Source organism: Paracoccus albus, from assembly GCF_027913035.1.
Classification (GTDB): Bacteria; Pseudomonadota; Alphaproteobacteria; order Rhodobacterales; family Rhodobacteraceae; genus Paracoccus; species Paracoccus albus.
The window spans coordinates 58,563-82,334 of sequence record NZ_CP115776.1; the positions used below are offsets into that span (position 1 = coordinate 58,563).

Below are 23,772 nucleotides of genomic sequence, written 5' to 3' on the forward strand. Positions count from 1 at the left end.
TTCCGGGTCTGACAAGTCGCTGGCTGATCGGGGGACAAGAGGGAACCGACGGCTGCGGCCATATTGCAGAACGCATTCCGCAATGCAACATGAGGGTGATCGAGCAAGGAGTCACCGATGCATCGCCTGTCAGCCGAAAACGCCACGCTGCGCTATGACATGCGCGAGATCTCCCGCGGTCTGTCGGTCGCAATTCCGGACGGGTCCCTTTCCGTGATTGTCGGCCCGAATGCCTGCGGCAAATCGACCCTGCTGCGCGCATTGTCGCGCCTGCTCACGCCCGCCGCCGGTCGTGTGATCCTGGATGGGGCAGAAATCGGCCGCCTGCCCGTCCGTGATGTCGCCCGGCGCCTTGGCCTGCTGCCACAAAGTGCCATCGCGCCGGATGGCATCACGGTCGCCGACCTGGTTGCGCGCGGGCGCTTTCCGCATCAATCGTTCCTGCGGCAATGGTCACTGGCGGATGAACGCGCGGTTTCCGAGGCGCTCGACGCGACTGGCATGACCGATCACGCCACGCGGCCGGTTGCCGAACTGTCGGGCGGGCAGCGCCAGAGGGTCTGGATTGCCATGGTGCTGGCGCAGGAAACACCGATCCTGCTGCTTGATGAGCCAACGACCTATCTGGATATCGCCCATCAGATCGAGTTGATGGAGCTGCTGACCGACCTGAACGCCAAGGGTCGGACCATCGCCGCCGTGCTGCACGATCTCAATCAGGCCTGCCGCTATGCGTCCCATCTGATCGCGATGCGCGACGGTGCAATCATCGCTGAAGGGAGGCCCGAAGAAATCGTGACCGAAGCGCTGATTGCGGAGGTCTTCGGCCTGCACACCCTGATCATCCCCGATCCGGTGACGGGGCGACCAATGGTCGTGCCGAAGGGGCGTCAGGGCTGACGCGCGGCCGGGGTTCCGCCAGTTTCGATATTGATCTGCCTTGCGGCCCGCAACATCGCCTCACTGTCATTTTCGCTGCGGATGCTGCCAATATCCGCAAATGATGTGACGACGCAGGCGACCTCTTGCTGTGGGTCCAGAATGACTGCAGCCTGACCCTGAATTATTTGGCAGTAAGTGATTGCTGCGCTGTGCCCATCCAAGCTTTCGGGCCTGTTCCAACAGAGATTGCCGACGTGTTGTAACTGATCTGCAATTGGTGTGAACAGCCCGTTTCAGGCAATCATTTCGCGGGCATAGCTCTGCCACAGATCAAAGGCATCGGATCTGGCGTGGCGGTATGAGATGGCGGAAAGACGATAGCGGCGGGGTCTGAATATCGTATTGATCTGGTCATGGACGGACAGGAAACGCTGCGCCTGCCTAGGCGACTTGAACCGGCCGATGAGCTTCTCTCGCTTCCGCGTCGGTCGGTGCGAGCCCTCGATCCGGTTGTTGATCCCTTTGTGGGCGCGGTGGTCGGCGTCCGGGGCCAGCTGACGGATCGGTTTGATATAGCTGCGCAACTTGTCCGTAATGATAACGCGGGGCTGGGCAAAACGGGCGATCAGTTGACGCAAGAAGCGCTTGGCCGCTTTGGCGTTTCGCCTTGGCTGCACCAGAATGTCGAGCACATCCCCGCTCCCATCCACGGCCCGCTACAACCACATCTTCACGCCGTTGATCGGCACGACGACTTCGTCCAGATGCCACTTCTCCGCCGCAGCGGGCCGGTCGCGCTTGATGCAATGTGCGAAATGCCGACCAAACCGGTGCACCCATTTGCGAACAGCTTCCCGGCTGACAATTACGGCCCCCTCAGCGGAGCAGATCCTCTACATCCGCCGTGCGCAGCGCGAACCGATGGTAGGCCCAAACGGCGTAAGCGATGATCTCGCGCGGGAAACGAAAGCCTTCAGGCGCGGCATCTCAGCTACAATATTCATGGTGAACGGCTAAACTGCCGCAGGTGCGTCAGCAAGTTGGCAATGCCCGACAAACAGATAGAGCTTGCCTTCCTCCGTCCTGACCTCGGCGATGTCCATATGGATACAGCCAATAGGATATCGCTTGAACTTCTGCCGCTTAGGTTTGTCACCTTCGACGTCAGGCAAATGCGATATTCCATGTCGCTGAAAACAGCGATGCAATGAAGATCGTGTCAGATGGGGGATCGAGGGCTGCAAGGCATAGAGACAATCGTCCAGAGGCAAGAGCGTGTGACGCCGCAAGGCAATGACCATCGCTTCTTCTTCGCTGAGAATGGTTGAGCGCGGCTCTTTCGGCCCGGCCTTTTGATCCTCGACCGATTGCCGCTTGCGTCATTTGGCAACTGTCTTGGGACAGATCTCAAGTTCGCGACTCAACTCCGCGATCGAAGCTTGCGATCGCTGTATGTGAGCTTCGACGGCGTGCGTGGTCGAGCCGCTGCAAAAGCCGAGAGAGCGAAGGTTTCAGTCACTCTGCGTTCAACCCGGCATCAAGCCATGCAAAATCCGGGCGCAGCGAAGCCATCGCCCGGATCAGCTTTTACGACGGCGCGATCACATCGCCGGCAACAGCACGCCGTCAATGACGTGGACGACGCCGTTGCCGGCCTCCATATCTGCGGCGGTAACCGTTACGCTGTCGTTGATCTTCACCATTTCACCGTCGCGCGTCAGGGTCAGATTGCAGTTGCCCATTGTCGTCACCGGATGCGCGCCGCCATCATCGGCAATCATTTGCGCGACATCGGCAGCAAGCGCCTTCGTCTCAACCACGTGGCAGCCGAGAATCTGGACAAGCTGCTCCCTGTTTTCGGGCATCATCGCCTCTTCAAGCGCGCCCTCTGGCAAGGCTGCGAAGGCCGCATCGGTCGGGGCAAAAACGGTAAACGGACCTTCGCCCATAAGCGCTTCACCCATTTCAGCCGCGACGACGGCCTGTTCAAGCGTCGTGTGATCTGCGGATTCCATCACGATATCCGCAACAGTCGCCGGCATTTCGGTTGCGTCCTGCGCAAGGGCGGTCGAGGCCGCCAGAGCAAAGGCCGTGGTCATTGCAAATTTAATAACTTTCATTCCATCCTCCTATGGCTGGTCATCTGGTGACGAAAGCGAAGCGACAATTGTTGCGGTGCTCACGCTTTCGTGAAAATCAGCGATGGCTTGCGGTCGGGTCTGCGCTGTTGCATCCTCAGCCCAGCGAACCGGAGCCCTCTATGTCCTCAGATGCGGCAGAGTTGCAGGAACTGCTCGCACGGGTCGCCTTGCGGGACCGTGCCGCGTTCCGGCAGCTTTACAGCATGACCTCACCGAAACTTTTCGGGATCAGCTTGCGTATCCTGAAGGATCAGCAAGAGGCGGAAGATGTCTTGCAGGAGGTGTTCGTAAAAATCTGGCACAATGCCGACCGTTATTCCGCGCAGGTGGCAAGCCCGCAGGCATGGATGAACGCCGTGACGCGCAACCTGGCCATCGACACGCTGCGCCGTCGCAAGCCAGGTGGCGGCGATCTGGATGCGGCGGAAAGCCTTTCGGATGATCGCCCCGGCCCGGAAGACGCAGCTGTTATGCGATCTGAGGGACGACGGATCGACGCCTGCCTGGACGAGCTTGCCCCAGACCGAGCCGAGGCCGTGCGCCTGGCCTTTATCGAAGGCGAAACCTATCAGGAGCTGGCAGAGCGGTTCACCGTTCCGCTGAATACAATGCGCAGCTGGCTTCGTCGCAGCCTGCTCAGATTAAGGGAGTGTCTGTCCAGATGACCGATGACATCCCGATGCCCGATCCCCGCGACATCGCCACGGCTGGCGAATATGTTCTTGGCACATTGCCACTGGCAGAGCGTGAGACGTTTCGGCGCCGCCTTCTGAATGAACCGGCTTTGGCGGCCGAGGTCGCAAGGTGGGAGGCGCATTTCGATCCCATTGCAGATGAGGTCAGGCCCCTCAGCCCGCCCGCCAAGGTTTGGAACCGTGTCGAAAGGCGTCTGTTCCCGGAAAGCATACCGCCTGCAAACGCTGTCAGATTCTGGCAATGGCTTTCTCTCGGTTCCGTCTGCGCGTCAGCCGCCATGATCGCGCTGCTTTGGTTCGGTCAGCCGGAACCCGAAACAGAGCCCAGACTTTGGGTTTCGGATATGGTGTCAGTTGACAGCTCTGTCCGGCTGACCGCGCTTTACGATGAAAGCGATGGCGAAATGCGCGTTTCCGTTGCTGGTCAACCACCCGCAGAGGGTCGCGATTTCGAGCTTTGGCTGATTCAGGGCGAACGCGCGCCGATCTCGCTGGGTGTCATGCCGCATGAGGGACAGGCGGCCATGCCAATCCCGGAAGACCTGCGCATTCTTGTGGCGAATGCAACGCTGGCCATTACGGACGAACCCGCTGGTGGCGCACCGGGCGGCGTCGCAACCGGCCCTGTCGTCGCGCAAGCAGCAATGCGTCGAATCTAAGGCGCCCAACCGGCGCGACATCGCGACATAAAGATAAATCAACTTGCTTGCGTCATAACGTGTTCTATCTTTGTTCCATGCAGCGAACATTACAGGACAAACTGGCAATCCTTGCCGATGCGGCGAAATATGACGCCTCTTGCGCGTCCAGCGGGACGACACGCCGCGATTCGCGCGGTGGTGGCATAGGCAGCGCCGGTGGCTCGGGCATCTGTCACGCTTATACGCCGGATGGGCGCTGCATCAGCCTGCTGAAAATCCTGATGACGAACTTTTGCATTTACGATTGCGCTTACTGCATCAATCGCGTGTCCAGCCGGGTTGAACGTGCGCGCTTCACCCCGGAAGAGGTCGTTACCCTGACACTGGAATTCTATCGCCGGAACTATATCGAGGGGCTGTTCCTCAGCTCTGGCATCATCCGCAGCCCGGATGACACGATGGCCGATATGGTGCGCATCGCAAGGATGCTGCGGCGCGATCACGGCTTCAAGGGCTACATCCACCTCAAGACCATTCCCGAAGCCAGTAAAGAGCTGATCGACGAGGCGGGGCTTCATGCCGACCGGCTTTCGATCAATATCGAGCTGCCGAAGGACAGCAGCACGCGCAAGCTTGCGCCGCAAAAGAAGCCTGAGACGATCCGCGCCGCGATGGCCGGTGTGCGCCTGTCAACCGAGGCCAGCCGGGATCGCAGCCATACCGGCAAACGCCCGGCAAATTTCGCGCCTGCCGGTCAGTCCACGCAGATGATCGTTGGCGCCGATGCGACGCCTGACCGGGATATTCTGGGCACGGCCTCGCGACTATATACTGGTTATCGCCTGCGCCGCGTTTACTATTCCGCATTCAGCCCGATCCCCGACAGTTCGGCCGCACTGCCGCTGATCCGACCCCCGATGATGCGCGAACACCGGCTGTATCAGGCCGATTGGCTGATGCGTTTCTACGGGTTCGAGGCCGATGAGATCACGCCGGTCGGCACAGGTGGCAATCTGGATCTGGAGATTGATCCGAAGCTGGCATGGGCGCTTGCCAATCGCGCCCGCTTTCCCGTTGACGTAAACCGGGCGGGACGCGAGATGCTGCTGCGCGTCCCCGGTTTCGGCACGAGAAGCGTTGACCGGATCATCGCCGCGCGTCGGTCCGGCGCGGTGCGCTATGCCGATCTGGTGCGTATCGGCGCGGTGATGAAGAAGGCCCGGCCCTTTGTTTCCCTGCCGGACTGGACGCCGGGCGGCTTGACGGACAGCGAAAACCTTCGGGCGCGCTTTGCCGCCGCACCCCGGCAATTGTCGCTATTCTGATGTATCGCGCTGCGCTGCCCGCACAGTCAACAGTACCGCGTTGGCGCGAAATTGCACGGCGGCTGGCCAGTCACCGAATTGCTGCCGAAGATATCGAATGGACGCGGCAGCCGGGTGATAACGGGCTGTTCGATACCGATCCGTTACCGAGCAAAGTCGGGCCGCATCCCGTAATCGCCAGCAAGACGTTGCTTGACCTGACCGGCACTGTCCTGTGCCACGCCGATCCGCAAGCTCCCGCGCTTGCCTATCGTGTGTTGTTGCGCCACCAGATTGACCGTCATGCTCTTTCAAACCCCGCCGATGCGCTGACGCAAAAGCTGAGACAGATGGAAAAATCGGTCCGGCGCGACGTTCACAAAATGCACGCATTTGTGCGCTTCCGAGAAATACCCAGCGACACCCCGCGGCGCAGCTTCGCCGCCTGGTTCGAGCCGCAGCATTTCATTACCGAACGCTCGGCGGACTTCTTCGCGCGACGTTTCGCAGATATGGACTGGCTGATCGCGACGCCGGAAATGTCAGTCATTTTTCGGGAAGGCGTGCTTGAATATGCCCCTGCACCCCATCAACGTCCCGATCTGCCCGAAGATGCCAGCGAGGCGCTGTGGGCGACCTATTTCCGCAATATATTCAACCCGGCGCGGGTCAAGATTTCGGCAATGAAGTCCGAAATGCCAGTCAAATACTGGAAAAACATGCCCGAAACGCGCCTGATCCCGCAGATGCTGGCCGAGGCGGATGCCCGCGTCGCCGCCATGCGCGCTGCTCTGCCCTCTGATCCGCCAGAGCGCGCGGCCCGCATTCTTGACCGCTTGCCTTCCACCCAACTGACCGATCAGCCCGAGACGCTTGAACAGGCGCGCGAAGCGGCAATGTCCTGCACGCGCTGTGATCTATGCCAAACTGCGACGCAAACGGTCTGGGGCGAAGGGGATCCCAGTGCCGCCTTGATGATCGTGGGAGAGCAGCCCGGGGATCAGGAAGATTTGCGAGGCCGCCCCTTCGTCGGTCCCGCAGGTCAACTGCTCAGGGAGATGATGCAAGAGGCAGAGTTGGGTCCCGTCTGGCTTACAAATGCGGTGAAGCATTTCAAGTTTCGTCCGCGCGGAAAACTGCGCCTGCACCAGAACCCCAATCGCGGGGAAATCCAGCATTGTCGCTGGTGGCTTGATCTGGAGCGCCGGTTTATTGCGCCCAAGCTGACGCTCGCACTCGGCGCGACGGCGGCTTTTTCTTTGACCGGAAACTCCGGCTCTCTTCGCGAGAGGCGAGGAAAGATCGAGCAGGCGATGGAGGGTGGCCCAATTTTGATAAGTTGGCATCCAAGCTATATCCTCAGGCTATCGGGTGAAGATGCCGAAGCCGCACGATCGATGCTGTTGGAAGATCTGCAATATGCACGGCATATCACGAAGTGAAGATTTGGGAATATATACCACAGTTGGCGAGTTTCTCTGCATCGCAAGCTCTTAATGGTGTACAGCAATCCCTTGAATCTAAGGGGATTTACCTAGCTTGATGTGCTACCCACGTGCCCTCGGCCGTTATCAGAGTGTCCGCCGTGCCTACCGATTTTGGAGCGCCCGAAGTCGGAGTTTCCGACCTTGCTCATGGCAGCGGGCTGATAACGCAGTGTTTTAGAAGAGGCTTGCGATGGAGTCTTTTGTCTTCAGATGCTGTCTTTTACCCGATCCCATGTGCGCATCAGATGCTCTCGCATGATCCGGCCAAGCCGCGCACCGTCGCGCTCTTTCAGCGCGGCGACCATTTCCTCATGATCCGCAACCGCTCCGGCCCAGTTCTCAGGCTTTTGACTGCCGATAAAGCGAATGCGTTTCAGCCGGGCCTGCAGGATGCGCTGCATCTCTGCCAAAGGTTCGTTCTTTGCAAGTGCGGTCAGTTGCGAATGGAACTGCTGGTTCAGCTTGTAATATGGCATACGGTCGTCGGCGCGGTATTGCGTCATCATCTGCTCATGCAGGCGGATCAGCTTGTCGACTTCCGCATCAGTTGCGCGGACGCAGGCTAATTCTCCTGCAAGTTGTTCCAAATTGCCCAGAACCTCCAGCATGGAGAACACTTCTTCCGGGCTCCATTTGCGGACGATACAGCCGCGGGAAGGGCGCATGACGATCAGCCCTTCAGCGGCGAGGGTACGCAGCGCCTCGCGGAAAGGGGTGCGCGAAACGCCCAGTTCTTCGATAAGTGACGCTTCATCTATTCTTGTGCCAGGCTCAAGAATTCCTTCTATTATCAGGTCCCTTACGCGGGAAACCACCTGATCGTGAAGCGAGCGTGTCGTGATGGCAAGAGAGCTGTTCATGCTGGCCGGTCTGTAATGATTGGCCCTTGAAGATAGCACCGCGCCACGCCGAAGCCCAACCTAAAAAATATATTGCAAAAATATTTTTTGTGCTTGTATACAAAATACAGAATAAATGTGGCGGCGCGAGGACCGTCAGTTTTCGACAGAGGAGGAAAGTCATGAAATCTGTTCGTTTGGGTATGGCCGCGCTGCTTGCCAGTGTCGCGTCTTTCGGGGCCATCAGCGCAAGTGCTGAAACCTATGTTGTCGCGGTCGGTGCGGCGTCCAACAGCCTTCAGGGGCGCAGTGCGGCGAAATTCGCCGAAGACCTGCAGACCCGGCTTGGCGATGCGCATGTGGTCGAGTTCTACGCTGACGGCCAGCTTGGCGATGAGAAGGAACTGCTGCAGAAACTTCGCCTCGGGACGGTGGATTTCACGCTGATTTCTTCGATAATGACGAACGCGGCGCCGGAATTCGCGCTGTTCGACATGCCGTTTCTGGTGCAGGATCGCGCACATCTGAAGGCGATTGATGCTGAAATCGTTCAGACGACGCTGGCCGGGAAGGCGGAAGAGGCGGGGCTGAAACTAATCTCGACCTGGGAAAACGGGTTCCGCCAGATCACCAACAGCGTGCGCCCGATCAACACGCCCGAGGATCTGGCCGGTCTGAAAATCCGCACGCCATCATCTGAATGGCGGGTCGCGATGTTCAACGAATGGGGCGCGAACCCAACGCCTATGGCATTCTCTGAGGTGTTCGTTGCGCTGCAAACCGGCACGATGGAGGGGCAGGAAAACCCGCTGACGAATATCACCGGCGCGAATTTCCAGGAGGTGCAGAAGCATCTGAGCCTGACGGGCCATGTTTATTCGCCCACCTATCTGACCGCCGGCCTGCCGGTCTGGAACGAGCTGCCGGATGATGTGCGCACCGCAGCGGCGGAAGTTGCGGCCTCGGTTCAGGACTGGTCGCTGGCCGAGGGTGAGACGGCCGATGCCGAACTGGTCGAGAAGGTGAAAGCCGCAGGCATGGAGGTGAATGAGGCCGACAAGGCGGCATTTATCGCTGCCTCTGCCCCGGTCTACGAAGCTTTCGCGGCGCAGGTCGAAGGCGGCGGCGAATTGGTCAGCCAAGCGCAGGCACTCGCTGAATAAGCTGCCATGAAACCTGCCCGCGCCGGTTTGGCGCGGGCGGTCCAACCCCGGAGTCCCCAATGTTCGCCATAATAGAGCGCGGGCTGGTGCGTTGCATCGAGGCCGTCTGTCTTTTGTTGCTGCTGGGCCTGACAGGCTCGGTCGTCTATGCGACGACCATGCGATATCTGGGCGCCTCGCCGTCCTGGTATGATGAAATCGCCAGCATGTTGCTGGCATGGCTGACCTATTTCGGTGCAAGCTACGCGATCTTCCAACGACAGCATATGAGCTTTGGCGGCCTCGTCGCTGCCCTTCCGCGCAGTGCCGCGGTGGCGCTGACGCTGTTTTCCGAATTTCTGGTTATCGGCTATTTCGCGGTCGTCGCTTGGTATGGCAACGCGGTTCTGGCCGTCGCCAAGTGGGATTCCCTGCTGAGCCTTCGCTGGATGACCCTTGATATCGTGCAATCCATCGTTCCGATCTCTGCCGTGCTGATGATCATAGGCACGCTGCTGACCATGCCGCGCACGGTGCGAAATGCGGCGCAGGGGATTGATCAGGAACATGCCGAAATCGAGCATGCAATCGCTCAGGCCGAGCGTGAGAACGCGGCCATGCTGAAGGATGACAAGAAATGATCCTGCTTTGCACAACGTTCGCGCTGATCGGTCTGATTATGATCAACGTCCCGATTGCGATTGCAATCGGTGTGGTTGCAACGGCCGGGTTTGCACTGACCGTCGGCCCGGCCAGCCTGTATGACGTGGCCATCGCGCTTTATGCTGGCGCCACGAAATTCCCGCTGATCGCCATTCCGCTGTTCATCCTTGCCGGAAACCTGATGAACACATCCGGCATTTCGGCGCGCCTGATTACCTTTGTCACCGCGCTGATCGGCTTTGTGCGGGGCGGGCTGGGCATGGTCAATATCGGCGTGTCGATGGTATTCGCCGAGATTTCCGGCTCTGCCGTGGCGGATGTCGCCGCGACCGGAACCGTGCTGATCCCCGAAATGAAGAAGCGCGGCTATTCACGCACGCTGGCCGCCGCGATCACGTCGTCCTCGGCCTCGCTTGCCATCATCATCCCGCCCTCAATCCCGATGATCCTTTACGGCGCGATTGCCGAGGTCTCGGTCCTGAAGCTTTTCGTCGCGGGCATCATTCCGGGTGTGATGGGCGGCGGGTTGCTGATGCTGGTGACCTATATCCTTGCCGTGCGCTATGATCTGCCGCGGGCCGAAGGCTTCGATCTGTGCCATGTCTGGGACACGTTCAAGAAGGCGTTCTGGGCGCTGCTGATGCCGGTCATCATTCTGGGCGGTATCTTCTCGGGCCTTGTGACCGCGACCGAAGGCGCGGGGCTGGCCGTGGTCGCAGCGCTGCTTATCGGGCTGTTCATCTATCGCGATCTGGATCTGCGCGTCCTTCACCGGGCCATGCTGGACGGGGTAAGCCAAACCGGCGTGGTCATGCTGCTGGTGGCAACCTCGGCCGCGCTTGGGCTGTTTCTGACGCAGGCGCAGGTGCCGCAGCAACTGGCCGCGCAGATCACCGGGATGACCACGAACCCGCTGATCGTGCTGGCGCTGCTGAACCTGCTGCTGCTGGTGCTGGGCATGTTCCTGCACGGCGCGGCCGCGATCATTCTGGTTATGCCTGTGGTCATGCCGCTTGTGAATGCCGTGGGCATCGACCCGATCCATTTCGGGATCATGGTCACGCTGAACCTCGCGATTGGTCAGCAGACGCCGCCAGTGGCTTCGGTGCTGATCACCTCCTGCTCGATCGCGCGGGCGGGGATCTGGGAAACCTCGCGCGCCAACCTGCCTTTCATCGGCGTTCTCGCCTTTATTCTGCTGCTGGTGACCTATGTGCCCGCAGTGTCTCTTTCCCTGACGGAGTTGGTCAAGTGACGAACAAGAAACCAACCATCGCCATTATTCCGGGCGACCCATCCGGCATCGGGCCGGAACTGATCGCAAAGCTGTTGCAGGAAGGCGATGTCGCCGCCGCCGCCAATATCGTTCTGGTCGGCGACGAACATATCTGGCGCCAAGGTGCGGCGCAGGCGGGGCTGCCGCTGGATCTGCGCGCGGTCACCGAGGACGACATCGCATCGCTGTCCGGCACTGGCTGGCTTAACCTCAATACGCTGACCCCTGACGAGGTCCGCATCGCCGAAGTGACAGAGGCAGGCGGCCGCAGCAGCCTTCGCACGCTGGATAAGGCGCTTGATCTGGCCATGGCTGGAAAGGTCGATGGCATCCTGTTCGGGCCGTTCAACAAGGCGGCACTGACACGGGGCGGGATGAATGCCGAGGATGAGCATCGCTATATGGCCCGATATCTCGGCTTTGGCGGCTATCATGGGGAACTGAACGTGCTCGACGACCTTATGACCACCCGCGTGACCAGCCATATCGGCCTGAAAGATGTGGCGGCGAATATCTCGATGCAGGGTGTGTCGGACGCAATCGGGCTGGCAGAGCAGACGCTGAAGCGGGCAGGGGTTGTTCGCCCGCGCATAGCGGTGGCCGCCCTGAACCCACATGCCGGCGACGACGGTAAATTCGGGCGAGAGGAGATCGAAATCATCGCCCCCGCCGTCGAGGCCGCGCGGCTGCATCAGAAGGATGTCACCGGGCCCTGGCCCTCGGACACGGTTTTCCTCAGGGCCAGGCGGGGCGAGGTCGATGCAGTTGTCACGATGTATCACGACCAGGGACAGATCGCGATCAAGCTGATGGGCTTTGAACGCGGCGTGACCGTGGCGGGCGGGCTGCCCGTGCCGGTGACCACGCCCGCCCATGGCACCGCCTTCGATATCGCCGGACAGAACAAGGCCAATGTCGGCGCAACGCGGCAGGCATTTCACCTGCTGGCCCGCATGGCCGCTACCCACCGCAGCCTTCGCGCAGACGCATAAGGAACAGCATTATGACCAAGATAAAATCCATCCGCACCCGCGTCTGGAACTGGACCGGCCCGACCGTCCCGCCGACCGGAAATTTCTGTACCAACGCGTCAGATGCGTTGTGGAGCAAGGGCGATGCAATGGCATCCTTCCGCTTCCACCAATGGCTGACCTGCGAAATCGAGACCGAGGACGGCACGGTCGGCATCGGCAATGCTGCACTTGCGCCGACAGTGGTGAAAAAGGCTATCGACGACTGGTTCGCACCCCTTGTGATCGGCGAGGATCCGTTCGACTATGCCTATATCTGGGAAAAGATGTACCGCCGCAGCCACGCATGGGGCCGCAAGGGCATCGGGATGACGGCGATCTCGGCAATCGACATCGCAATTTGGGACCTGATGGGCAAACTGGCTGGCAAGCCGGTGTTCAAACTGCTTGGCGGTCGCACCAAGGAAAAGATCCCGGTCTATTACTCCAAGCTTTATTCCGGTCCGGTCGAAGCGATGCAGGCCGAGGCGGAGGAGGCGAAGGCAAACGGCTATAACGCCTATAAGATGCGCTTCGGCTGGGGTCCGAAAGACGGCATGCCGGGGATGCGCGAAAACCTCAAGCGCGTTGAGGCCGTGCGTGAGGTGATCGGTCATGACGCCGACCTGATGCTGGAATGCTATATGGGCTGGAACCTCGATTACACCAAACGGATGCTGCCGAAGCTGGCGAAATATGAGCCCCGCTGGTTGGAAGAGCCGGTGATTGCCGATGATGTCGAAGGCTATCGCGAACTCAACGCGATGAACATCGTCCCGATCTCCGGCGGCGAGCATGAGTTTTCGGTGATCGGCTGCAAGGACCTGATCGAGAAGAAGGCCGTCAGCGTCCTGCAATATGACACCAACCGCGTTGGCGGCATCACCGCCGCGCAAAAGATCAACGCCATTGCCGAAGCCTTCCAGCTTCCTGTGATCCCCCATGCCGGTCAGATGCATAATTATCACCTGACCATGGCCAATACGAATTGCATGATCTCGGAATATTTCCCGGTCTTCGATGTCGAGGTCGGAAATGAGCTGTTCTATTACATCTTCGAAGGCGATCCGGCGGCGGTCGACGGGTTCATCGATCTTGACGACGACAAGCCCGGCCTCGGGATAACGATTACCGACAAACACCTCCATAATTTTGAGATTCAGGAATGACCCGCTACTCCGGTATCTGGCCCGTCGCGCCAACGCCCTTCAATCCCGACGGCACACTTGACCTCGAAGGCATGAAGCGCGTGCTGGATTGCCTGATTGATCAGGGCGCAGATGGGATTTGTGTGCTCGCGAATTACTCGGAACAATTCGCCCTGCGCGATGAAGAACGCGAGTTGCTGACCCGGTTGTCGCTGGAACATGTGGCGGGGCGCGTGCCGGTCATTGTCACGATCAGCCATTATGCGACCCCCATCGCGGTTGAGCGTGCGCATCTGGCCAAGGATTTGGGCGCTGATATCGTGATGATGATGCCGCCCTATCACGGCGCCACGCTGCGCGGCACGCCTGATCAGACCTTCGAACAATTTGCTGCCGTGGGTGAGGTCGGCATCCCCATCATGGTGCAGGACGCGCCGATGTCGGGTGTCGATCTGCCCGTGCCGCTGCTGGTGCGCATGGCGCGAGAGATCGAGATGGTGAAGCTGTTCAAGATCGAATGTACCCGTGCCGCGAACAAGCTGCGCGCGCTGATCGCCGAAGGTGGCGACGCGATTGAGGCGCCTTTCGACGGTGAGGAAGGCATTACTCTTCTGGCCGATCTCGACGCGGGCGCGACCGGGTCGATGACCTCGGGCATGATTGTCGATCAGATCAAGCCGGTGCTGACGCATTTCCATGCTGGGCGGCGGGAACAGGCGACGGCGGCTTACGGTCGCGTGGCCATGGCGATCAACCATGAAAACCGGCAATGCGGCTGGCTGTCCTGCAAGGCCGCAATGCTCGAAGGCGGCGTCATCGCATCCGATTTCAGCCGTCACCCCGAAGTTCCGCTGCAACCCGCCATTCGCGCCCGGCTGATAGAGCTACTGAAGCCGCTTGACCCGTTGGTTCTGCGGTGGGGCAGGTGAACCGGCCGCGCATCTTCGGCGTTATTTTCTGAAAAGGACATGGATATGCATTTCACCCCCCACGGCAAACATCTTATCGCTGGCGACTGGGTTGGCGGTGACCGGCAGTTTGCGTCGGAGCCGGCGCATGGTCCTTCGCATCAGTTTTCGGTCGGCACGGTCGATCTGGTGGATCGCGCCTGTGAAGCTGCAGAGGATGCGTTCTGGACCTACGGTTATACGTCGCGCGAGGACCGGGCGAAGTTCCTCGACGCGATCGCCGATGAGATGGAGGCCCGCGCCGATCGGATCACCGAAATCGGCACGCAGGAAACCGGCCTGCCCGAGGCGCGCCTTCAGGGCGAGCGGGGGCGGACGACGGGCCAGCTGCGCCTGTTCGCCGATCACATCCGCAAGGGCGATTATCTGGACCGCCGCCATGACGAGGCACTGCCCGAGCGCCAGCCCCTGCCGCGCCCCGATCTGCGCATGATCCAGCGGCCGATCGGGCCGGTCGCGGTCTTCGGGGCCTCGAACTTTCCGCTGGCCTTTTCGGTGGCCGGCGGGGATACGGCGGCGGCGCTCGCCGCGGGCTGCCCGGTCGTGGTGAAGGGCCATTCCGCCCATCCCGGCACCGGCGAGATCGTGGCCGAAGCGATCCATGCCGCCATTGAGGCGACCGGCATGCCCAAGGGCGTGTTCAGCCTGATTCAGGGCGGCGACCGTCAGGTCGGGCAGGCCCTGGTCCAGCATCCGCTTATCAAGGCGGTGGGCTTCACGGGATCCTTGGGCGGGGGCAGGGCGCTGTTCGATCTGTGCGCGCAGCGGCCAGAGCCGATCCCGTTCTTCGGAGAGCTTGGGTCTGTGAACCCGATGTTCGTCCTGCCCGAGGCCGCGCAGGCCCGCGGGGCCGCAATCGGCAAGGGCTGGGCCGGATCGCTGAGCATGGGCGCGGGCCAGTTCTGCACCAATCCCGGCATCGCCGTGGTAGAGCAGGGGCCGGCGGGCGACGCCTTCGTGCAGGCCGCTGCTGACGCGTTGAACGAGGTCGGCCCGCAGATCATGCTGACCGGCGGTATCGCGAAGGCCTATCGCGACGGCAAGGCGCGTTTCGACGGGCGCAACAGCGTGAAACCCATCGTCACCACCGACAGCACGGGGCGCGAGGCCAGCCCGAACCTTTATGAAACCGACGCGCAGACCTATCTTCAGGATCACGCTTTGGGCGAAGAGGTTTTTGGCCCCTTGGGTCTTGTGATCCGGGTCGGCGGCGTGGATGAAATGGTCGCGCTCGCCAAGGGGTTCGAGGGTCAGCTGACCGCGACGCTCCAGATGGATGAGGCCGACGCCGAGGCCGCGCGTCAATTGCTTCCGGTGCTGGAGCGCAAGGCCGGCCGCGTGCTGGCCAACGGCTTCCCCACCGGCGTCGAGGTCGCCGACAGCATGGTCCATGGCGGCCCATACCCGGCCTCCACCAATTTCGGCGCAACTTCGGTCGGCACCCTGTCCATCCGCAGATTCCTGCGCCCGGTCAGTTTCCAGAATATCCCCGAAAGCATCATGCCAAGGGATCTGGGGTAACCCACCCGCCGGGCGCATCATCGGCGCCCGGCCATGCTTATTTTAGCGCCGCCTGCCGAAACTTTGCATACAAAAAGTATTTTGTATTTGCTTTTCGCGCCCATGCGACCGATAAAAATCATATGGAATCGGTCCTGATAGGACCCGCATACCAGACAGGGAGAATAAACCAAATGAAAACCAAGGCTTTGACCTTCGCTGCAATCGCGGCAACCGCCATTACCGGCCCGGCTTTTGCCGACAAGCTGGACGATATCATCGGCTCGGGCACGCTGCGCTGCGCAGTTGTGCTGGACTTCCCGCCCATGGGGTCGCGCGACGAAAATAACGAGCCGCAGGGCTTTGATGTCGATTACTGCAACGACCTTGCCGCCGCCCTTGGTGTCGAGGCAGAGATCGTTGAAACCACGTTCCCCGAACGTATTCCGGCGCTCGTTTCCGGTCAGGTGGATATCGGCGTCGCGTCGACCTCGGACACGCTGGAACGCGCCAAGACGGTTGGTTTCACCATTCCCTACTACGCCTTTGAGAACGCCGTGACCGCGAATGAAGGCGTGGAAATGTCCACTTGGGAGGACCTCAAGGGCAAGACGGTCGGCGCGACCGCCGGCACCTATGAGGCAATCTGGCTGGAAGAGCGGGTGAATGAATGGGGCGAGGGCGAATTCCGCCCCTATCAGAATCAGGCGGACGTGTTCCTCGCGCTGAGCCAGGGCCAGCTGGACGCCACCGTTTCCACCGTTGAAGTCGCCGAAGCGAATGTCGATTCCGGCAACTTCCCCGGCATCAAGATCGTCGACAAGGCGCCGATGGTTCCGGATTACGTCGCACTGATCGCGCTGCGGGAAGAGCAGGGGCTGATCAACTATATGAACCTGTTCATCAACCAGCAGGTTCGCACCGGCCGCTATGCCGAGCTTTATGAAAAATGGGTTGGTGAAGGCGAGCCCGCCGATCTGACCATTCAGGGCGTCTATCGCTAAGATTACCGCCATCAAGCGGCGCGGACCAATCCGCGCCGCTTTTTCGTAAAGACGAGGGGCGGAGATGTTCAACTACAGATTCCAGTGGCGTCAGGCGTGGAACCGCTTGCCAGAGATGCTGGACGGCGCGCTTATCACCATGCAGATCGCGATCCTGTCGATGGTGATCGGCATTCTGTTCGCCATTCTGCTGACGCTGTTCCGCAGGTCCGGCAGCCGTATTCTGGGCGGTATCGCGACAACATGGGTGGAAATCGCGCGCAACACACCGGCGCTGTTCCAGATCTATATGGCGCATTTCGGACTGGCCGGGCTTGGGCTGCATCTGTCGCCTTATCAATCGCTGCTGCTTGGCATTACCTTCAACAATGCCGGCTATCTGGCCGAGAACTTCCGCGGCGCCCTGAAAGCCATTCCCGATACGCAGCCGCGTTCGGGACGCTCGCTTGGCATGTCGGATCTGCAGGCTTTCCGCTTTATCGTGTTGCCGCAGATGATCCGAATTTCCTTTCCGACGATCACCAACCAGATGGTCTGGGCCGTTCTGATGACTTCTCTGGGTGTCACGGTCGGCATGAATATGGACCTTTACGGCGTCACGCAGGACCTGAACGCGCTGACCTTCCGCACGTTCGAGCTTTTCGCGATGGCCGGGGTAATCTTCTACATCATCGTCAAGATCATTCAGGCGGGTGCCTGGCTGATCTCTCGCCGTCTGTTCCGGTATTGAGGGGGTTGCCATGTTCGATACCGCATTGACGCTGAATGACCTTATATTCCTTGCCAAGGGCGCGGGGATGACGATCTTCGTGACCGTGCTTTCGGTTTTCTTCGGGACGGTGCTTGGCATCATCTTCGGGGTGATCCGCTATCAGCTTGGGCCGGTTTGGTCCGCGCCGTTGATGTTCGTGCTGGACATCTTCCGCTCGATCCCGCTGCTAATCCAGCTTGTTTTGACCTATGCCTTCCTTGGCACGGTACTGCGGCTTGGGCTGTCGGGCCTGACCGTGGCCTGTATCGTGCTGACGCTTTACACATCCGCCTATTGCGCGGAAATCGTGCGCGGCGGGATCGAGGCGGTGCCGCTGACGCTACGCCGGGCCTCGCGCTCGCTTGGGCTGACTTGGGGGCAGGACATGATGAATATCGTCCTGCCGCTGGCCACACGGGTGGCGCTGCCAAGCTGGATCGGGCTGGCCCTTGGGGTCATGAAGGATTCCGCCCTTGTCTATGTCGTGCAGGTGACGGAACTGCTGAAATCCACGCAGATCCTGATTACCCGCCTGCAGGAACCGCTGCTGCTGCTGACCATTTGCGGCGCGTTCTACTTCCTCATCAGCTTCCCCGTCGCACGTATCGGCGGTTATCTGGAAAGACGGTGGTCCAATGATTGAGATCGAAAACGTCCGCAAATCCTTCGGCGCGTTAGAGGTGCTGAAAGGCATCGACCTGACCGTATCGAATGGAGAGGTGCTGACCGTCATCGGCGGATCCGGCTCGGGCAAGTCCACGCTTCTGACCTGTATCAACGGGCTGGAGCCGATACAGGCTGGCAAGATCACCGTTGACGGGACAGAGGTTCACGCCAAGTCCACCGACCTGAACAAGCTGCGCCAAAAGATCGGCATCGTGTTCCAGCAATGGAACGCCTTCCCGCATCTGACGGTCAGGGAAAACGTCATGCTGGCCCCGCGCAAGGTGCTGAAACAGCCCAAGGCCGAGGCCGAGGCAATGGCGGAAAAGCAGCTGAACCATGTGGGCCTTGGCGACAAGCTGGACGTGTATCCGGGGCGTCTCTCGGGCGGGCAGCAGCAGCGTATGGCGATTGCCCGCGCTTTGGCGATGTCGCCCGATTACATGCTGTTCGATGAGGTGACATCGGCCCTTGATCCGCAGCTTGTGGGTGAGGTTCTGGACACGCTGCGGATGCTGGCATCCGAGGGCATGACGATGATCTGCGTCACGCATGAGATGAAATTTGCGCGTGAGGTCTCTGACCGCGTGGCTTTTTTCCATCAGGGCGTCATGGCCGAGATCGCCCCACCGGATGAGCTTTTCGGCGACCCCAAAGACCCGAACCTGCAACAGTTCCTCTCTGCGACGCATTAGCCATGACCGGGCCGGATGTGATCGTGATCGGGGCCGGCGTGATCGGCCTTTCCTCTGCGCTCGCTTTGCAGGCGCGGGGGTTGGCCGTCACCGTGATGGATCGCGAAGGACCTGCGGCGGGCGCGTCGGCGGGCAATGCAAGCTGCTTTGCCTTTTCGGAGATCATGCCGCTTGCATCCCCCGGCACGCTGCTGAAAGCGCCGAAATGGCTGCTGGACCCGCTTGGGCCTTTGTCCGTGCCGCCCCGCTATGCGCTGAAGATCGCGCCGTGGATGGCACGGTTTGCGGCTGCCTCCTTGCCGCACCGGGTGCGTCATTCGACCGATGCGCAGACCGCGATCATCGATCTCGCGCGGGCAGAGCTGGAGCCGTTCCTTGCCGCCAACGGCCACGGCAATCTGCTGCGCAAATATGGCAACCTGCAACCCTACGAGTCCGAACGCGAGTTCCGCGCCTTCCTGCCCACATGGCAGGCCCGGAAACGTCACGGCTTCGATTTCCGTCATCTGACGCGAGAGGAGATGGACGAGATCCAGCCGGGCCTCGCCCCTCGTTTCATCAGCGGCACCTTCACGCCGGCCTATTGGTCGATTTCGGACCCCAAGGATTACACGCTGGCATTGGCTGAACGCTTCGTGGAACGCGGCGGGGTGATCGAAAAGGCAGAGGTTGCCTCGCTGCGGATCGACGGCGACGAAGTTGCGATCAACGATACCCGCCGCGTGCCGCATGTGGTGCTGGCGGCGGGCGCGTTTTCGCATCGAATCGCCCGGACCCTCGGCGACAGGATCCCGCTGGAGACAGAGCGCGGCTATAACACCACTCTGCCGCCCGATGCCGTGGACCTGCGCGCACAGATTACCTTTGGCGGGCATGGCTTCATGGTCACGAAACTGGATACGGGCATCCGCGTCGGCGGGGCGGTTGAGTTGGGCGGGTTGGACGCGCCGCCGAACTATAAACGCGCCGATGCGATGCTGAAAAAGGCCAAGGCGTTCCTGCCGGGCCTCAAGACGGAAGGCGGTCGGCAATGGATGGGCTTCCGGCCATCGCTTCCCGACACGCTGCCGGTTATCGGGCCTTCGGGTGCCGGGCGTCGCGTGACCTATGCCTTCGGCAATGGCCATCTTGGCCTGACCCAATCCGCTGCAATGGCCCGGCTGGTCAGCGATCTTGTCACCGGCCAACCCCCCGCAATCGACCTGCAACCATTCGCCCCATCGCGGTTCTGACACCATGGCAACGCACACATTTTCCTGCATCGACGGCCATACCTGCGGCAACCCGGTTCGCCTTGTCGCGGGCGGCGGCCCCCGGCTGGAGGGCGCGAATATGCTGGAGAAACGCGCCCATTTCCTGCGCGAATTCGACTGGATCCGCACCGGGTTGATGTTCGAACCCCGCGGGCATGACATGATGTCGGGCACCATCCTCTATCCGCCGACGCGGCCCGATTGCGACGTGGCGGTGCTGTTCATCGAAACCTCGGGCTGTCTGGCCATGTGCGGCCACGGCACCATCGGCACCATCACCATGGGCATCGAAAACGGGTTGATCCACCCGCGCGAGCCGGGCCGGTTGTCCATCGAAACCCCGGCGGGCAAAGTCGATATCAGCTACGTTCAGGAAGGCCGCTTCGTCGAAGAGGTCCGTCTGACCAATGTCCCCGGCTTCCTCTATGCCGAGGGCCTGACGGCAGAGGTCGAGGGTCTGGGCGAAATCGCCGTCGATGTGTCTTATGGCGGCAATTTCTACGCCATCGTCGAACCGCAGATGAATTTCCGAGACATGGCGGACTTCTCTGCGGGCGAGCTGGTCGGCTTTTCCCCGAAACTCCGCGCCGCGCTGAACGCGAAATATGAATTCATCCACCCCGAACACCCCGAGATCAATGGTCTGTCGCATATCCTTTGGACCGGCGCGCCCACGCAGGACGGCGCCCATGCCCGCAATGCCGTCTTCTACGGCGACAAGGCCATTGATCGCAGCCCCTGCGGCACCGGCACATCCGCCCGCATGGCGCAGCTTGCCGCCAAGGGAAAGCTGAAGGCAGGCGACGAGTTCTGGCACGAATCCATCATCGGCTCGATCTTCAAGGGCCGCGTGGAAGCCGAAACAGAGGTCGCGGGACGCCGCGCAATCGTCCCCTCCATCGCCGGATGGGCGCGGATGACGGGCTATAACACCATCTTCATCGACGACCGCGACCCCTTCGCGCATGGCTTCGTGGTGAAATGACCGCGACCCGCATCCTGCCCGGCACGGGTGAAGGCCCGGTTCTGGCGATGGATCAGGGCCTCAGCTTCTGGGGCGGGGTAGACCCTGAAAATGCGAGGGTGATTGACACGCACCATCCCGCATTCTTCGAAGACCTCTCTGGCCGTGTCGTGATGATGCCGACCAGCCGCGGCTCGTGCTCTGGCTCTGGCGTCATTCTGGAATTGATGCTGAACGGAAACGCCCCCGCCGTGCTGATCTTTTCGGAAGCCGAGAACGTGGCAACACTTGGTGCGCTGATCGGGGCCGAGATGTTCGGCAAGACCATGCCTGTCTTGCGCGTCACCTCCGAAGATTTCGGCAGGCTGGCACAAGCCCCATTTCTGCGGATTTCAACGGACCGGATCAGCGGCAATGGGATCGCGCTGCCAATTGACGACCTGCCCTCCGATAATCTGCACCTGACCGCTGAAGACGAGGCCGTCTTGCGGGGCAGCCGTGGTGAGGCACCTGCACTTGCCATGAAGATCATCCGCACGGTCGCGCGGCTTCAGGGTGCAGCCCGGCTGACCGATGTCACACGCGGCCATATCGACGGCTGCATCCTCGCCAATCAGGCGAATCTGATCTTCGCCGAGAGGATGGCGCGGATCGGCGCAAAGGTCCGCGTTCCGACGACGATCAATGCGATTTCGGTTGATCGGCAGAACTGGCAGGGGCAGGGCGTGCCGCTGGTCTTTGGCCAGCAGGCGTCGCGATTGGCTGACGCCTATACCCGCATGGGCTGCCAGCCGACCTTCACCTGCGCGCCCTATCAGCTGGATGACCGCCCCAACCTGGCCGAAGATATCGCATGGGCCGAATCCAACGCCGTGATCTATGCCAACAGCGTGCTTGGTGCCCGGACGCCGAAACACCCGGATTATCTGGACCTTTGTATCGCGGTGACTGGCCGGGCCCCCCTGTCCGGCGTCTATCTGGAAGAGGAACGCCGCCCCACCCGCATTCTGGATTTCGAAGTTCCGCCCGGCGCGGATGACAGCTTCTGGCCACTGGCTGGTTATCAGGCAGGCCTGAAATCGCCCGACCGTATTCCGCTGCTGCGTGGGCTTGCGGCTCTGCACCCGACAGCCGACGATCTGAAGGCGCTTTGTGCGGCTTTCGGCACCACCTCTGCCGCGCCGATGCTGCATGTGGCCGGTGTCACGCCAGAGGCAAACCTGCCGCCGAAACCACTTGCGGATCGTGCGAATATCTCAGTTCGAGACCTGTCGGGCGCGTGGCAGGAACTGAACAGCGGCCCAGAGGATATTGATCTGGTTGCGATCGGCAGCCCCCATGCATCGGCGAATGAATGCCGCGAACTCGCGCGGCTTCTGAACGGCAGGCCGGTGCGGGCCTCGACCATTGTGACCGCCGGGCGCAGCATCATCAGAACGCTGAATGTCGATGGCACATTGAAGCGGCTTGAACAATCCGGCGTTCAGGTCGTCCCCGATCTTTGCTGGTGTTCGATAACCGAACCTGTGTTCCCTGCCGATGCCCGCACCATCATGACCAATTCCGGGAAATATGCCCATTACGGGCCGGGCCTGTCGGGCCGGGCAATGCGCTTTGGCAGCCTTGCCGATTGCGCAAACGCCGCCCTGTCCGGCATCGCCCCTAAATCACTGCCCGATTGGCTGAGCCTCAGCGAAGGAAGCATTCATGCGTAGCAGCAAAACTGTTCACGTCATCTCTGCCCATGCCGAAGGTGAGGTCGGGGATGTCATCGTAGGCGGCGTCATGCCACCCCCCGGCGACACGATCTGGGAACAGTCCCGCTGGATTGCGCAGGATGACAAGCTGCGCAATTTTGTCCTGAACGAACCGCGCGGCGGTGTCTTTCGCCATGTGAACCTGCTGGTGCCGCCCAAGCATCCTGACGCCGATGCGGCATTCATCATCATGGAGCCAGAGGACACGCCGCCAATGTCCGGCTCCAACTCTATCTGCGTGTCAACAGTGCTGCTGGATGGCGGGCTGATCCCGATGCAGGAACCCGAAACCCGTCTGACGCTGGAAGCGCCGGGCGGGCTCGTCCGCGTCCGCGCCGAATGTCGCGACGGCAAGGCTCAGCGCATCTTCGTGCAGAACCTGCCCAGTTTTGCCGGCCCGCTTGAGCAGACTTTGGAGGTAGAAGGCCTCGGCACGCTGAACGTGGATACGGCCTTTGGCGGTGACAGCTTTGTGGTCGTCGACCCAGCCGCGATGGGCTTCGCGATGACCCCGGATGAGGCGCATGACATCGCCCGGCTGGGTGTGCGGATCACCAATGCGGCCAACGAACAGCTTACATTTAGCCATCCCACGCTGCCCGATTGGAAACATTTCAGCTTTTGTCTGTTTGCCGGGGCGCTGACGCGTGACGAAAGCGGGCTGCGGGTCAAGGCAGCTGTGGCGATACAGCCGGGAAAGGTTGACCGCTCTCCCACCGGGACGGCGCTTTCGGCACGCATGGCGCTGCTGCACGCGCGTGGAGAGATGACACAGGCAGATCACCTGACGGCGGAATCGCTGATCGGCTCTACCTTCGGGGGCCGTATTGTCAGCACGACGAGGGTCGGGGATAGGCCCGCCATTATTCCGGAAATCTCTGGCCGTGGCTGGATCACCGGCATTCATCAGCACATGCTCGACCCCGATGATCCGTGGCCAGAGGGTTATCGGCTGAGCGACAGTTGGGGCGCAAGGTGACACTCCTGCC

Annotated in this window: 21 protein-coding genes and 3 pseudogenes; 20 read left to right on the forward strand and 4 right to left on the reverse strand. The window is 60.9% G+C overall.

Annotated elements, in window-relative coordinates:
- Positions 1 to 117: 117 nt before the first annotated feature.
- A pseudogene (locus PAF20_RS16980) lies at positions 118 to 934 on the forward strand (ABC transporter ATP-binding protein).
- A gap of 241 nt (positions 935 to 1,175) precedes the next feature.
- Here PAF20_RS16980 and PAF20_RS16985 read toward each other — a convergent pair.
- The 3 genes and pseudogenes from PAF20_RS16985 to PAF20_RS16995 all read right to left on the reverse strand — a co-directional run bounded on the left by PAF20_RS16985 (position 1,176) and on the right by PAF20_RS16995 (position 3,002).
- Positions 1,176 to 1,886 (reverse strand): annotated as a pseudogene (locus tag PAF20_RS16985) (IS6 family transposase).
- A 48-nt stretch (positions 1,887 to 1,934) separates the two neighbouring features.
- Positions 1,935 to 2,336, reverse strand: a pseudogene (locus tag PAF20_RS16990) (transposase family protein); the annotation flags it as partial.
- 147 nt (positions 2,337 to 2,483) lie between these two features.
- The gene (locus tag PAF20_RS16995) at positions 2,484 to 3,002 is read right to left on the reverse strand and encodes a fasciclin domain-containing protein (protein ID WP_271073503.1); all 519 of its coding nucleotides are present in this window, start codon (positions 3,000 to 3,002) and stop codon (positions 2,484 to 2,486) included.
- A 140-nt stretch (positions 3,003 to 3,142) separates the two neighbouring features.
- Here PAF20_RS16995 and PAF20_RS17000 point away from each other — a divergent pair, with 140 nt between their 5' ends.
- From PAF20_RS17000 to PAF20_RS17015, 4 genes are all read left to right on the forward strand, one after another.
- Positions 3,143 to 3,688, forward strand: coding sequence for a sigma-70 family RNA polymerase sigma factor (locus PAF20_RS17000; RefSeq protein ID WP_271073504.1), 546 nt, complete (start codon positions 3,143 to 3,145; stop codon positions 3,686 to 3,688).
- The gene (locus PAF20_RS17005) at positions 3,685 to 4,377 is read left to right on the forward strand and encodes an anti-sigma factor (protein ID WP_271073505.1); all 693 of its coding nucleotides are present in this window, start codon (positions 3,685 to 3,687) and stop codon (positions 4,375 to 4,377) included. The genes PAF20_RS17000 and PAF20_RS17005 overlap by 4 nt, the downstream gene beginning before the upstream one ends.
- Before the next feature lie 77 nt (positions 4,378 to 4,454).
- Positions 4,455 to 5,684 carry a putative DNA modification/repair radical SAM protein gene (locus PAF20_RS17010; RefSeq protein WP_271073506.1) on the forward strand — a complete coding sequence of 410 codons (1,230 nt, stop codon included), beginning with the start codon at positions 4,455 to 4,457 and terminating at the stop codon, positions 5,682 to 5,684.
- Positions 5,684 to 7,105, forward strand: a complete 1,422-nt coding sequence (locus tag PAF20_RS17015) for a UdgX family uracil-DNA binding protein (protein WP_271073507.1) — start codon at positions 5,684 to 5,686, stop codon at positions 7,103 to 7,105. Before PAF20_RS17010 ends, PAF20_RS17015 begins: the two co-directional genes overlap by 1 nt.
- A gap of 251 nt (positions 7,106 to 7,356) precedes the next feature.
- Here PAF20_RS17015 and PAF20_RS17020 read toward each other — a convergent pair whose 3' ends face one another.
- Positions 7,357 to 8,010 (reverse strand): GntR family transcriptional regulator, encoded by a 654-nt coding sequence (locus tag PAF20_RS17020; protein WP_271073508.1) that lies wholly within the window; start codon positions 8,008 to 8,010, stop codon positions 7,357 to 7,359.
- Positions 8,011 to 8,192: 182 nt separating this feature from the next.
- On the opposite strand from PAF20_RS17020, the gene PAF20_RS17025 reads away from it, so the two are divergent.
- The 15 genes from PAF20_RS17025 to PAF20_RS17095 all read left to right on the forward strand — a co-directional run bounded on the left by PAF20_RS17025 (position 8,193) and on the right by PAF20_RS17095 (position 23,762).
- Entirely contained in the window at positions 8,193 to 9,152 is a 960-nt protein-coding gene (locus PAF20_RS17025; protein ID WP_434802966.1) for a TRAP transporter substrate-binding protein, read from the forward strand.
- Positions 9,153 to 9,211: 59 nt separating this feature from the next.
- Complete coding sequence (locus PAF20_RS17030; RefSeq protein ID WP_271073510.1) at positions 9,212 to 9,772, forward strand: TRAP transporter small permease; 561 nt, start codon at positions 9,212 to 9,214, stop codon at positions 9,770 to 9,772.
- Complete coding sequence (locus PAF20_RS17035) at positions 9,769 to 11,049, forward strand: TRAP transporter large permease (protein ID WP_271073511.1); 1,281 nt, start codon at positions 9,769 to 9,771, stop codon at positions 11,047 to 11,049. The genes PAF20_RS17030 and PAF20_RS17035 overlap by 4 nt, the downstream gene beginning before the upstream one ends.
- Positions 11,046 to 12,062, forward strand: coding sequence for a 4-hydroxythreonine-4-phosphate dehydrogenase PdxA (locus PAF20_RS17040; protein ID WP_271073512.1), 1,017 nt, complete (start codon positions 11,046 to 11,048; stop codon positions 12,060 to 12,062). Before PAF20_RS17035 ends, PAF20_RS17040 begins: the two co-directional genes overlap by 4 nt.
- Positions 12,063 to 12,073: 11 nt before the next feature.
- Positions 12,074 to 13,249 carry an L-rhamnonate dehydratase gene (locus PAF20_RS17045; RefSeq protein WP_271073513.1) on the forward strand — a complete coding sequence of 392 codons (1,176 nt, stop codon included), beginning with the start codon at positions 12,074 to 12,076 and terminating at the stop codon, positions 13,247 to 13,249.
- Entirely contained in the window at positions 13,246 to 14,157 is a 912-nt protein-coding gene (locus PAF20_RS17050; RefSeq protein ID WP_271073514.1) for a dihydrodipicolinate synthase family protein, read from the forward strand. Before PAF20_RS17045 ends, PAF20_RS17050 begins: the two co-directional genes overlap by 4 nt.
- Positions 14,158 to 14,202: 45 nt before the next feature.
- Positions 14,203 to 15,717 (forward strand): aldehyde dehydrogenase (NADP(+)), encoded by a 1,515-nt coding sequence (locus tag PAF20_RS17055; protein ID WP_271073416.1) that lies wholly within the window; start codon positions 14,203 to 14,205, stop codon positions 15,715 to 15,717.
- Between the two features lie 173 nt (positions 15,718 to 15,890).
- Positions 15,891 to 16,700 carry an ABC transporter substrate-binding protein gene (locus PAF20_RS17060; RefSeq protein WP_271073515.1) on the forward strand — a complete coding sequence of 270 codons (810 nt, stop codon included), beginning with the start codon at positions 15,891 to 15,893 and terminating at the stop codon, positions 16,698 to 16,700.
- Between the two features lie 64 nt (positions 16,701 to 16,764).
- Complete coding sequence (locus PAF20_RS17065; RefSeq protein ID WP_271073516.1) at positions 16,765 to 17,430, forward strand: amino acid ABC transporter permease; 666 nt, start codon at positions 16,765 to 16,767, stop codon at positions 17,428 to 17,430.
- Positions 17,431 to 17,440: 10 nt separating this feature from the next.
- Positions 17,441 to 18,094, forward strand: a complete 654-nt coding sequence (locus PAF20_RS17070; RefSeq protein WP_271073517.1) for an amino acid ABC transporter permease — start codon at positions 17,441 to 17,443, stop codon at positions 18,092 to 18,094.
- Positions 18,087 to 18,809 carry an amino acid ABC transporter ATP-binding protein gene (locus tag PAF20_RS17075; protein WP_271073518.1) on the forward strand — a complete coding sequence of 241 codons (723 nt, stop codon included), beginning with the start codon at positions 18,087 to 18,089 and terminating at the stop codon, positions 18,807 to 18,809. Before PAF20_RS17070 ends, PAF20_RS17075 begins: the two co-directional genes overlap by 8 nt.
- Positions 18,810 to 18,811: 2 nt before the next feature.
- Positions 18,812 to 20,041, forward strand: a complete 1,230-nt coding sequence (locus tag PAF20_RS17080; RefSeq protein ID WP_271073519.1) for an NAD(P)/FAD-dependent oxidoreductase — start codon at positions 18,812 to 18,814, stop codon at positions 20,039 to 20,041.
- Between the two features lie 4 nt (positions 20,042 to 20,045).
- Positions 20,046 to 21,047, forward strand: a complete 1,002-nt coding sequence (locus PAF20_RS17085) for a 4-hydroxyproline epimerase (RefSeq protein WP_271073520.1) — start codon at positions 20,046 to 20,048, stop codon at positions 21,045 to 21,047.
- Positions 21,044 to 22,741, forward strand: coding sequence for a cis-3-hydroxy-L-proline dehydratase (gene lhpI, locus PAF20_RS17090; RefSeq protein ID WP_271073521.1), 1,698 nt, complete (start codon positions 21,044 to 21,046; stop codon positions 22,739 to 22,741). The genes PAF20_RS17085 and lhpI overlap by 4 nt, the downstream gene beginning before the upstream one ends.
- A complete protein-coding gene (locus PAF20_RS17095; protein WP_271073522.1) occupies positions 22,734 to 23,762 on the forward strand; it encodes a trans-3-hydroxy-L-proline dehydratase in 1,029 nt (342 codons plus the stop codon). The genes lhpI and PAF20_RS17095 overlap by 8 nt, the downstream gene beginning before the upstream one ends.
- Positions 23,763 to 23,772 lie beyond the last annotated feature (10 nt).